Source organism: Dolichospermum sp. UHCC 0315A, from assembly GCF_008121535.1.
Classification (GTDB): Bacteria; Cyanobacteriota; Cyanobacteriia; order Cyanobacteriales; family Nostocaceae; genus Dolichospermum; species Dolichospermum lemmermannii.
In genome coordinates, this window is the sequence record NZ_CP043056.1 from 3,106,942 (window position 1) to 3,118,463 (window position 11,522).

The following is an 11,522-nucleotide window of genomic DNA, read 5'->3' on the forward strand; positions in this document are numbered from 1 at the left end:
CCTGTCTCTCGTCTTTGCCAGCCAACGCTAACTATGTTGACTCCAAAGAAGATTTTATCGTTGATCAGGAAGAATGGACATCTCACAAATTTGGACTAGCAAGTTTATGAGAAGAATGCACTTCTTCTATAAAAAAAGTAACATAGTCGAGAGATAGATTTCATCAGCAACTGATCATTACAGAAAGTTTTAGGGAATTTGAGTCTGAGATGGCACTGAAATTAGGGTTCATTTACAAACGGTTTTGGCGGCTAGGATGTTTACTACTATTGCTTTTTGGTTTGGTGTTGGCAGGATATGTTCCTCCGGCTTCAGCTTTGACCCCAGAACAGAAGCTAGTTTATGAAGTGTGGCGAATTGTTAATCGCTCTTATTTAGATGGGACTTTTAACCATCAAAGCTGGCTTGATGTGCGACAAAAGGCGTTAAAAGGCAACTTTGCCAACCATGAAGCAGCTTATTCTACTATTCAGTCTATGCTGAAGAGCCTGGATGATCCTTTTACCCGGTTTCTTGAGCCTGAGAAGTATCGCAGTTTGCAAGTTAGCACTGCTGGAGAATTAACTGGGGTGGGTTTACAAATTACTCTCAATCCACGTGGTGGTTTGGAGGTAATTACACCTATTGAAGATTCTCCAGCCGACAAAGCGGATTTAAAACCACGCGATCGCATTTTGAAGATTGAGGGTTTATCTACAGAGAATTTGACTCTTGATGAGGCTGCGGCACGAATGCGTGGATCAAGGGGCAGCGTTATTACGCTTTTAATTGGCAGGGAAGGAGAAAAGGACCGGGAAGTTATCTTGGTGCGCGATCGCATTGCTCTTAATCCTGTTGTCTCTGACTTACGATTATCCCCGGAAGGAACCAAGATTGGTTATTTGTCCCTGAGTCAATTTAGTGCCAATGCCGTTACTGACTTGGCACACGCTATTTCTATTCTAGAAAAAAAAGGCGCGTCTGCCTATATTCTTGATTTAAGAAATAATCCGGGTGGACTCTTACAAGCGGGAATTGAAATTGCTCGTTTATGGTTAGACTCTGGCACAATCGTTTACACTGCCAACCGTCAAGGCATTCAGGGAACTTATGAAGCCTTTGGTCCAGCCTTAACCACAGATCCTTTAGTAATTATCGTTAATCAAGGAACTGCCAGCGCCAGCGAAATCCTCGCAGGTGCTTTACAAGATAATCATCGCGCCCAATTAGTCGGGGAAACGACTTTTGGGAAGGGCTTAATTCAATCTTTGTTTGAATTATCGGACGGTTCTGGTTTGGCGGTGACAATTGCTAAATATGAAACTCCTAACCATCGAGATATTAATAAGTTGGGAATTAAGCCAGATCAAATTATTCCCCAAACATCACTTAACCGGGAACAAATCGGCACAAAGGCAGATGTTCAATATCAAGCGGCTATCGAACTTTTGAGTAAAAAATTGGTAATGGGTCATTAGTTAGTTGTCAGTTGTCAGTAGGGGCGAAGCATTTGGAAAATAAATTATCGGTCATTGCCAAAAATAGTTCTGCAAATGCTTCGCCCGTACAGTTGTCAGTGGTTAGTAGGGGCGAAGCATTTGGAAGATAAATTATCGGTCATTGCCAAAAATAGTTCTGCAAATGCTTCGCCCGTACAGTTGTCAGTGGTTAGTAGGGGCGAAGCATTTGGAAGATAAATTATCGGTCATTGCCAAAAATAGTTCTGCAAATGCTTCGCCCGTACAGTTGTCAGTTGTCAGTAGGGGCGAAGCATTTGGAAGATAAATTATCGGTCATTGCCAAAAATAGTTCTGCAAATGCTTCGCCCGTACAGTTGTCAGTTGTCAGTGGGAAGAATTTCCTTCCCTGTTCCCTGTTCCCGTAAAGTTGCTAAATTCAAGTTGGTGATTTTTTGGTAAGCTTGGTCTATACAGGGTTTACCCCTGAGATAACCTGTATTAGCTCCGGGGCATAAATAAGTTAAAGTTTGTGGTGTAAAGCGATCGCTTAATAATTTAACGCTTTTAAGTTGTCGTGGCCAATGAAAAGTTTTAGACGTGCGTAGTGGCACAGGTTCGCCGTGCTGGTTAGGAAGTAAATGCCGTCCAGAAAATAACACGCCGTCAAATTCACGATAGTATAGACAAGAAGAGCCTGGAGAATGGCCTGGTGTCCAAATTATTTGCGTTGTGGCATTAAGAGTGAACTCATCAGTAAAAGTGGTGACAGTTGAACCAGGCAATAAATAGGCTTCTTGTTCTTGGATGAGAATTTCGCAATTTAAGATTTGCTGATATTCTGCGGCTTTACCAATAGCACCACGATGACTGATAAAAAACCACTTGACTCCCCCATGCAAGGACAAAAAATCCTGGTTTATCTGTTCTAAAGCTGGGCAATCTATGAGAATATTCCCTGCATTTGTAATAATGAAGTAAGATGTTGCTCCTAAAGTGTCCCGATTAGGTGGAAAAGCAAAAATACTGTTGGGTGTCAAAACTAAAGGATTTTCCGCCTTTGATGGGCTTTTTAGGGATATAGAGCGTGGTTGTTTAGTCTGATGACTGGACTGCTGAGGAAAAGAAGACATAAATGAAAAAACCCAAATTCGGAAGTGGTGAACAATCAGGTTACAGTGTATTTACCATGACTATTAACTGTGATTAAAAAATTAAGGCGTGCAGTCTTATTTGTCATCAAAATCTGTAACAGAAATTACAGGTAAGGCATTCTATCAAATATAGTGAAGATAATATGGCATTTTGGTTTCTCCTCGTTTTCGTTTTGGGGTCATTGACTTATTTAATGATGCAGCACAGTGTTGCACGGGCTACAAGAACCCCTATATGGTTATTGTGGTTGGTTTTAATGACACCGGCATTTGTATTGACTGGTTGGACGCTGGTACATGGGATCAAACAAGCTCCCCCATCAGCATTAATTCTCTGGATATCAGGGGGTTGTTTATTATTATATTGGCTATTGTTTAATAGGGGTCGGCAATTACCCGTAGATCCACAAAATCAATCTCCAGAAAATCAGGGACAAGCAAGTAATAATTCTCCTCAAGAAACAGTACCAGTCCGTCCCATTGATTTAGCAGAAGAAAGTCAACTACGAAATTGTTTTCCCTGGTCTGTATATTATGTGCAAAATATTGAGTATCGTCCCCAAGCCGTGATTTGTCGGGGACAGTTGCGAACTATGGCTAGTGAGGCTTATGAGCAAATTAAAGCTAATATTGAAGGACAATTTGGCGATCGCTTTCTCATCATATTTCAAGAAGGAATAAATGGTAAACCCTTCTTTGTTTTAGTTCCAAATCCTCAAGTAGTTAGACAAAATAACCACCGCGATTCCGAAAAAATTACTCGACCAGGGTTAGCATTACTATTATTAGTAGCAACTTTATTTAGCACTACCCTTGTCGGATTGAGAATTGCAGGTTTTCAAGTCAATTCGCTAGAATCTTATTTGACATTATTTTTTAACGGTGTACCTTATGCTTTAGGGTTAATAACTATTTTAGGAACTCATGAACTAGGTCATTACTTAACAGCAAGATTCTATAAAATTCGCTCCACATTGCCTTATTTTATTCCTATACCTTATTTCTTAGGAACATTTGGTGCTTTTATTAAAATGGGGAGTCCTGTCCCTCACCGCAAAGCTTTATTTGATGTCAGTATTGCTGGTCCATTGGCAGGATTTATGATGACTATACCTTTATTGATTTGGGGTTTAGCTCATTCGGAAATAGTAGCTTTACCGGAAAAAACCGGAATGTTAAACCCCAATGCACTTAATCCTCAATATTCGATTTTATTAGCTTTACTCTCAAAATTAGCCTTGGGAAGTGAATTAACCGCAAAATCTGCCATTGATTTACATCCAGTTGCAGTTGCAGGTTTCTTAGGATTAATTGTCACTGCATTGAATTTGATGCCCGTGGGACAACTAGATGGTGGTCACATTGTTCATGCTATGTTTGGACAACGGACTGCTGTTTTCATTGGTCAAATTGCTAGATTATTATTATTAATGCTTTCGTTTATTAGAGAAGAATTTTTATTGTGGGCAATTATTTTATTATTCGTTCCCTTAATTGATGAACCTGCTTTAAATGATGTCACAGAATTAGATAATAAACGGGATTTTATGGGATTAATGTCAATGGCTTTATTGTTATTGATTATTTTACCATTACCCCAATTCTTAGCTCGTTTATTGCAGATTTAGGACAAATTTAACTATGAACGTGATATAGAGGCAGGTAATAGTTGTCAATTATCAATTACCAGCCTCAATATTGTAGTTTAAGGTTTTAATTTGTGGGTGCGTTAATTGAATTAGCGGCTTCCGTAGCCTTTTTAGAAGCATCCGTGCTACCCATGCGGATTTCGGAAGTGAAGGAAGCCATACTAAAGCCACCAAACCGCTTCAAAACACTTACTCGCATCCGCAAGTTAGGACTGGCAAACCATAGCCTTTCTTCAGACCACATGGTTTCATACTCAGTAATCAGAGTTAAGGCCCCATCATCACCGATTTTATAGCTACCAGCAACGGGGGCTTTTTCGGCATAACCCATTTCTCGGAGTAATTTACCTTCATCTGGGTTATCTGCATTCGGGACTGTGGCTAAAACGGTCGAACCCTGGTGTTTTTCTTCGTCCCATTCCATTGTGCCATTCCAGGTAACTCGCGCCCCACAGGAAGCTGTATGAGCCGCAATTTCATACTGTTCACACAGTTTGATTACTTCTGGATGATCAGCGGCTAACATCTCAATCACGATGTCTGATTTGCCGTCTTCTGACTGCTTAAAAGCTAAATGGTGACTAGTGCGATGAGAAAACCACTTTCCAGCACTTAATTCAAAAAATTCTTCAATGTTCATAAATAAAGTTATTCTGCATCATAATTTTAACAATCTCTTGACTCCAATTTACTTCTTCATTATGTATAATTCCTATAATTTTGTAAATCGGTTTCAGAAATTTGATCGGCTGGAACAAACTTGTAATGTTTCTCCTGCACGATTCTTACTTCACCTTCATATATTGTCAGTTCAAACATAGCAATAAGCTTTTCTCAAAAATCATCAGTTGAAAATATTTAACCAAGATTTATTTTAAATATGGAAATTATTTGGGGATAGATATTAATATTATTTATCAGAAGCCAAAAATCTTAACAACAAATCTTGTTTTTCCAAATTTGTATTTCCTTGAGACTGATTATTCCCGACTACTTTAAAAAAATAGTCCCGTATTTTAGTAATATGTTGAGTCATTTTACCAACTCCCTTTAAAGTATGAATATTTTTAGGTAAACGTCCACAAAAAACAGAGGGAACAACATCTAATAACCACCAATCAAAAAGTTCCCGTCTACCTTGCGAACCTGGAAAAATAGCATAACCCTGGAAGCAATCATCTAAAATATTTAATATAGCTTCTCTTTTCACAGACTCCAGCACTTGCGGTATATTGTCAAAAACATCAACAGCTTCATCAAGAGCTTGATATTGTCCCAAAGTATTTTGATAATTCTGAAATGAAACGTTTAAATTTGGCTGATAATTATGTTGAGAATATATCCAATCTCGAAAAAGATACTGAAATATATTACCAGTTATTGTCTCACGACGTAAATAACTTTTAATCGTTGGTTGTACAGCGATTCCCATAACTATAGACATAAAGAAATAGCAATAACTTATATCTAAACTATTTTTTTCTTTTTCTATTGCATCAAATACAGTGATTAAAGAATCTTCTAAACTTATTCCCTGAATGTTTTTCTCTTCATATAATTCTGCATAGGAATATGACTGAATTCTCTCTATGACTAAACGTAAAGAATCAGGAATTTCAGCAGATAAAATGAGAGGATACTTTTCAAGTTTACATGATATGAATGTCATAGTTAATTGCTACTCGGAGGATAAGGATATGTCCAGGAGATAGTTATTTTTATCTCAGGAAATCTTTGCTCAAATTGATTTATAACACCTTGACAACTTTCACAAGGTTTTCTTTCTGTGTAAAGATACAATTGCCCTCTAACGCAGTTATTATCCTTATTGTAGATAAATTCTAAAGTTTCTGCAATGGCTGACAAAACCTTATATTCCGCATCAGTATCCATAATACGTTCTGAGTGAGAATCTACAGCAGGTTCAAATTGTCCTCCCTTTGACTTAGGTTCTGGTTGAGGTGCTGGACTGTTGGCTCTAGATGTTGCACCCATTCCAAAAGCTTTACCATCTTCTAATCGTACCTCGATAATAGCAATATTACCCTTCGGAAATGATCTTCTAAGATATATCTCTCGGATATTAGCTGCATCTGAGATTAAATTTGGTTCTTCCATATTGGATTTATAATAATAATAATAATAATAATAATAATAAAATAATTAATGTAGCTACAATAAAATTGCTGTATTAGCTAAATGCTAAATATTCATTCCTTCCTAGTTCTTGGTTCTATCACATGAGGATTGACTCCAAAATATTTTGCTGCTGCTGACATATCAAATGTTAATAAACTAATATCCCCTAAGTCTTTAACACCTTGAGGTCGAGAAGATTTGATATCTAAAACTTTAATAATTTCCTCTGCGACTGCTTGCGCTAAAAGCGGCGGTACAGAATTACCAATTTGTCGAAAACCATGCCATTTTGTGGGATGAAATCTAAACCAATCAGGATAGGAATGTAACCGTGCAGCTTCCCTAACAGTAATACATCTGGGGATAAAAGGATGGATGGGACGAGGAGAACTAAATGCACCTTTATTACTAGGTGTTCCGGCTCTTAACGTATTACATAAACCATCAGGATCAAGTTTATGAAAACGACTAATTGATTCAATTTTACCATGAGGTGTAGAAGCAAATCTTTCCATAGATTCAGGTGAATGTTTGCTTCTTAAACTTGATGTTAGTAAGGTCAGATCATATTGACGTTTATAGGAATAGTTATTTTTTGCAATTTCAAGATTACGCAGTTTTTTAGCATAATTACTAGAGTTACTAAATTCAGTTAATATCCAATCTTGTTGATATAATTCTGGATAGTTTTCTATGACTGGTAAATCTTGTAATGCGTCCCAAACTGTAGGACAATTGTCATTAGGGAATATCATCTTTTCTGGATATTTCGGTAATTCGATATTTTGACGCGCACCTAGTAAAAATAATCTTTCCCGATTTTGTGGTACTCCATAATTAGCTGCATTTAAAACCTGATAATTTGCATTAACTTGATAACCACTTTCAGTAAATTGATTAATGATTTCAGCAATAAATTCTTGGTGTTTTCCTACTGTCATTCCTTTGACATTTTCTAATACGAAAAACTTGGGTTGTAATTCTACAACCAATCTAATAAAATGGAAAACTAAAGAATTTCTTGGATCATCAAAAGAACGTTTTCCCATTAATGAAAAACCTTGACATGGTGGACCACCAAAAACCACATCAATTTCTTGATTAGCAATTTGAGAACTATTCCTAATTTCCTTCCCTGTTGTCTCTTCTACACTTTTACATATCACCGTCCAAAAGGGAAAGTTAAATTTATGGATTGCACAATGAATTGGATCTATTTCCACAGATGCCAGAATATCAAAACCAGCTTGTTCAAATCCTAACGTCATTCCTCCTGCACCTGCAAACAAGTCAACTGCAATTGGTCGGGTTTTTGCCATTTTAACTATTATCTACTTTTTCATTGCTAAAATTTCTTTTGCAGTGCGATCGCATACTCCCAATTCTCCCAAACAATGGCGCATTTCTTGATAATCTAATAAAGTTTTTTGTCTTTTTTCAGGATTTAATAACAATTCCATGGCTGCTTCAACAATATTATCGGCTGTAGCTTGTTCCTGTAAAAATTCGGGAACAATTTCCCGCATGACAACTAAATTTACTGGAGAAGCAAAGGGAATTGAACCTTTAAGAATATGACGCACAATCCAAGCAGTAATGGGATGAAGACAATAAACTACAACTTGGGGGACATTTAATAATGCAAGTTCTAAATTGACAGTTCCCGATTTAGTAATTGCGAAATCAGCCGCAGCAAAAATATCCTTTTGTTGATCTGATACTAGTGTAGCTTTTAAACCGTAATCTTTAATTGCTGCTGTAATTGGTTGTCTAAATGTTTCCAAAGATAGAGGAATCCAAAAATGGACATTTGGTAATTTAGATTGGATATTTTGGGCAGCTTGAAAAATCATTGGTAAAAGATATTTTAATTCTTGATGACGGGAAGCTGGTAACAGGGCAATTGCGATTTCTGCCGGTTTAATTCCTAATTTCTCTCTGGCAATTTCTCGATTTGGTGCATTTGCCATTCTATCAATTAAAGGATGTCCTACCCAACAAACCTTTGCCCCATTTTGCTGATAATATCGCGCTTCTTCGGGGAAAATTGCTAATAGTTTATCTGTAAAACCAACAATGCGGTTGGTATTCTGAAAACTCATAGACCATACCCACTCTTGAGGAGCGATATAATAAGCCACAGGTACATCAGGTAAGTTTTCCCTCATGAATGTACCAATGCCCAGATTTGGACCCATATAGTCAATTAGGACTACTAAATCAGGGGGATTTTTCTTTAAGTAAGCGATCGCTTGGCGTTGTACCCTTAAAGTAGGGATAACATAAGGCAAAGACTCAATCAAACCCATCGAACCAATACCGCTAGTATCCCCCAAAATTTCCGCCCCAGCTTCCGCCATTTTCTCCCCACCCAAAGCGATAATTTCCAATATCAAACCCGTAACAACAGCTTGACGTTGCAGTGCTGCAATCAAAAGCGAACCCTGTAAATCCCCAGAAACTTCGCCAGTGCTAATAAATATCCGCATTTTAAAACTTTAGATTTGAGATTTTTACGCCCTTTCCCAGTTGAAAATTACCTACTTTCTTCTTCTTTTCTTCTTCTTCTTTTCTTCCTTCGCTACCTTCGCTTCTATCCCTTCGGGACGCTCCGCGAACGTGGTTCATTAAATCCATATTCATTAAATCCATATTCTGCCGACAAAAACAGAGTAACTGGTAAACTTTGAGGACGGGAAAACCCCGTCCCTACATCTAACTGACTATTCATTATTCATCACTGACAGATTTTCTGCCCTTTCCGGGAATTAAACCGCGTCTTCCTGGCATTTGGGAAAGTAGTAAAAAACGGCGAAGATGTTTTAATTGTTCTGAATCTCCTAAATTTTCTAACTCTTGTAAAGCATCTTTAAATAGGAAATCAGAACGATAGAGAAGACGGAAAGCTTTTTTAATTAATTGGAAATCACTAGCAGCCATTTCCGAACGTTTTAATCCTACCAAATTGAGCGATCGCACTTTCGCCGGATTTCCTTCCACCAACATATAAGGAGGGACATCCCTATCAATGCGTGTCATTCCGCCCACCATAGACATAGTTCCTATGTGAACAAATTGATGCACACCTAAAACGCCGCTCAGTCTAGCTCGTGATTCAATATGTACATGACCCGCCAATGCTACAGAATTAGCAATAATGACAGAATCTTTAATCAGGCAATTATGACCTACATGAACATAAGCCATTAATAAATTGCCATTACCGATTATCGTCGCCTCACCCCTGCCAGTAGCGCGGTTAATCGTCACGTATTCACGGATGGAATTATTGTTACCAATTTTTACCCAAGTCGGTTCTCCCACGTATTTGAGATCCTGGGGCTGCATACCGATAGCTGCACCGGGAAAAATCTGATTTCCCGTACCAATTTCACAAAGGCCTTCTAGGACGACATGAGCGCCAATTACAGTGTCTGCACCAACTCTAACATTCTCGCCGATCACAGCATAAGCGCCGACTTGCACTGTTGAGTGGAGTTCCGCATTAGGATGGATGACAGCAGTTGGATGAATAAGTGTTTTCAAAGGTGAATCTCCAAAACTAAGTGCTACTTGCTAATTTATTCAATTAAGAAACGTGTCGGGCAAAGTTCAGTTATGTGTGAGGGCGAAAATCTAAAATCCTGTTATGGTATAATAAATTTTAACTAATCAAAGAAAACATTAGTTCTCCTTCAGCGGCTAATTGTCCATCAACTTCCGCTCGTCCTTTCATTTTCCCGAACCGACGCTGCTTCACCCACAACAGTTCCACCGTCATTACCAGTTGATCTCCAGGAACAATTTGCCGACGGAAACGGACTTTATCAATACCAGCAAAGACAAATAGTCCTCCTTTTGATTCCGGCATTTGCGTCATCACAATCCCACCGACTTGTGCCATCGCTTCGATAATTAGCACACCTGGCATCAGCGATCGCCCTGGAAAATGCCCTTGAAATTGGGGTTCATTAAAGGTAACATTTTTAATACCCACGGCTTTTTTACCAGGTACATAATCAATAATCCGATCTACCAGTAAAAATGGATAGCGATGAGGTAAGAGTTCCTGAATTTCCTCAATACTAAAGGTAGTTTTTATAGTCTGTGGATTGACATTATCCTCACTTGATGTATTCAATTCCTGGGAATTAGGTTCGGTAATAGTGGACATTAGCGGTACGTTGTTTGAATAATTAAACACTAAGATGGGTAAATTTGGGAATTTTAGATCAGTTCTAAAATTTTCCGTGCCAGTTGAATGTGTAAATTATGACTAGCTTTGTAAGCCAAAAAATGAGCAACAGGGAAAATTCCTAGTAAACTTAAATCTCCGACTAGATCCAAGATTTTATGACGAACTGGTTCATTTGCAAATCGTAATGGTGGATTTAGCCAACCTTCCACCCCACAAACTAGGGCATTAGCCAAACTACCACCTTTAATTAATCCCGACTTTTGCAGATGTTCGATTTGATGCTGTAACCCAAAAGTCCGTGCTGGCGCAATTTCTGAAGCAAAGTCAGCAGAAGATTTTTCTAAACTTGTCGTTAATAACCAACTGTGCCATTGATTACCAATTGCCGCCAAATTAAAATCTATCCCATAGCTAAATCTGGTTTCTGGTGCCGGTAGGGCGCAAACAAAAGTATCACCTTCATAAATCCAAATCGGTTCGGTAATAACGACAGGTGCAGGTAAATTACTCACCATTTGGGCAAATAAACCAACTTCAGCAATTCTTTCACACCAAACTTGAGCAGAACCATCTAAAAGCGGTACTTCCGGTCCATCAATTTCAATTCTGGCATTATCCACCCCCATAGCCGCCAAAGCAGCCAATAAATGTTCCACAGTGCGAACACAGACTTGACCCTTACCCAATTGAGTAGAAAGCACAGTCTGACTCACAGCCGCAACTTGGGCGGGAATAATTGGTGAATTCGGTAAATCTACCCGGACAAAAAAGCGATTACTTCCCGGTGGTGCTGGTAATATTCGTACTTGAGTATTGACCCCACTGTGTAACCCCACACCAGTCTGAGTAATTTCCCCAGCTAAAGTATGTTGCTGCATCATCTAATAATCCAAATATTGTAGTTAGTATTGCTCAAAACTCTGATTATTCTTGTCTGAAAAATATT

15 protein-coding genes are annotated in these 11,522 nt (G+C 38.4%); 5 read left to right on the forward strand and 10 right to left on the reverse strand.

Going from position 1 to position 11,522, the window contains the following annotated elements:
• The first annotated feature begins 209 nt into the window (after positions 1-209).
• The 4 genes from ctpA to BMF77_RS27965 all read left to right on the forward strand — a co-directional run bounded on the left by ctpA (position 210) and on the right by BMF77_RS27965 (position 1,864).
• A complete protein-coding gene (gene ctpA, locus BMF77_RS15125) occupies positions 210-1,457 on the forward strand; it encodes a carboxyl-terminal processing protease CtpA (protein WP_148763882.1) in 1,248 nt (415 codons plus the stop codon).
• Positions 1,458-1,532: 75 nt separating this feature from the next.
• Positions 1,533-1,676, forward strand: coding sequence for a hypothetical protein (locus BMF77_RS27955; RefSeq protein WP_246862928.1), 144 nt, complete (start codon positions 1,533-1,535; stop codon positions 1,674-1,676).
• Positions 1,621-1,764, forward strand: a complete 144-nt coding sequence (locus BMF77_RS27960; RefSeq protein WP_246862928.1) for a hypothetical protein — start codon at positions 1,621-1,623, stop codon at positions 1,762-1,764. Before BMF77_RS27955 ends, BMF77_RS27960 begins: the two co-directional genes overlap by 56 nt.
• A complete protein-coding gene (locus tag BMF77_RS27965; protein WP_246862929.1) occupies positions 1,709-1,864 on the forward strand; it encodes a hypothetical protein in 156 nt (51 codons plus the stop codon). Before BMF77_RS27960 ends, BMF77_RS27965 begins: the two co-directional genes overlap by 56 nt.
• On the opposite strand, the gene BMF77_RS15135 is transcribed toward BMF77_RS27965, so the two are convergent.
• Complete coding sequence (locus tag BMF77_RS15135; protein ID WP_148763884.1) at positions 1,817-2,569, reverse strand: MBL fold metallo-hydrolase; 753 nt, start codon at positions 2,567-2,569, stop codon at positions 1,817-1,819. The genes BMF77_RS27965 and BMF77_RS15135 overlap by 48 nt on opposite strands.
• Before the next feature lie 164 nt (positions 2,570-2,733).
• Here BMF77_RS15135 and BMF77_RS15140 point away from each other — a divergent pair, with 164 nt between their 5' ends.
• A complete protein-coding gene (locus BMF77_RS15140; RefSeq protein WP_148763886.1) occupies positions 2,734-4,218 on the forward strand; it encodes a site-2 protease family protein in 1,485 nt (494 codons plus the stop codon).
• An 85-nt stretch (positions 4,219-4,303) separates the two neighbouring features.
• On the opposite strand, the gene BMF77_RS15145 is transcribed toward BMF77_RS15140, so the two are convergent.
• The 9 genes from BMF77_RS15145 to lpxC form a co-directional block, all read right to left on the reverse strand.
• Entirely contained in the window at positions 4,304-4,879 is a 576-nt protein-coding gene (locus BMF77_RS15145) for a phycobiliprotein lyase (RefSeq protein WP_015083381.1), read from the reverse strand.
• 270 nt (positions 4,880-5,149) lie between these two features.
• The gene (locus BMF77_RS15150) at positions 5,150-5,908 is read right to left on the reverse strand and encodes a hypothetical protein (protein ID WP_148763888.1); all 759 of its coding nucleotides are present in this window, start codon (positions 5,906-5,908) and stop codon (positions 5,150-5,152) included.
• A gap of 2 nt (positions 5,909-5,910) precedes the next feature.
• Positions 5,911-6,357, reverse strand: coding sequence for a deaminase domain-containing protein (locus BMF77_RS15155; RefSeq protein ID WP_148763890.1), 447 nt, complete (start codon positions 6,355-6,357; stop codon positions 5,911-5,913).
• Positions 6,358-6,449: 92 nt separating this feature from the next.
• Entirely contained in the window at positions 6,450-7,697 is a 1,248-nt protein-coding gene (locus BMF77_RS15160) for a DNA cytosine methyltransferase (RefSeq protein WP_148763892.1), read from the reverse strand.
• A gap of 12 nt (positions 7,698-7,709) precedes the next feature.
• Positions 7,710-8,867 (reverse strand): lipid-A-disaccharide synthase, encoded by a 1,158-nt coding sequence (lpxB, locus tag BMF77_RS15165; protein WP_148763895.1) that lies wholly within the window; start codon positions 8,865-8,867, stop codon positions 7,710-7,712.
• 1 nt (position 8,868) lies between these two features.
• On the reverse strand, positions 8,869-9,030 hold the full coding sequence (locus BMF77_RS26775; RefSeq protein WP_168204442.1) for a hypothetical protein: 162 nt from the start codon (positions 9,028-9,030) through the stop codon (positions 8,869-8,871).
• Between the two features lie 78 nt (positions 9,031-9,108).
• Positions 9,109-9,924 carry an acyl-ACP--UDP-N-acetylglucosamine O-acyltransferase gene (lpxA, locus tag BMF77_RS15170; protein WP_148763897.1) on the reverse strand — a complete coding sequence of 272 codons (816 nt, stop codon included), beginning with the start codon at positions 9,922-9,924 and terminating at the stop codon, positions 9,109-9,111.
• 118 nt (positions 9,925-10,042) lie between these two features.
• Entirely contained in the window at positions 10,043-10,552 is a 510-nt protein-coding gene (gene fabZ, locus BMF77_RS15175) for a 3-hydroxyacyl-ACP dehydratase FabZ (RefSeq protein ID WP_015083388.1), read from the reverse strand.
• Between the two features lie 53 nt (positions 10,553-10,605).
• Complete coding sequence (lpxC, locus tag BMF77_RS15180) at positions 10,606-11,454, reverse strand: UDP-3-O-acyl-N-acetylglucosamine deacetylase (protein WP_148767008.1); 849 nt, start codon at positions 11,452-11,454, stop codon at positions 10,606-10,608.
• Between the last annotated feature and the right edge of the window lie 68 nt (positions 11,455-11,522).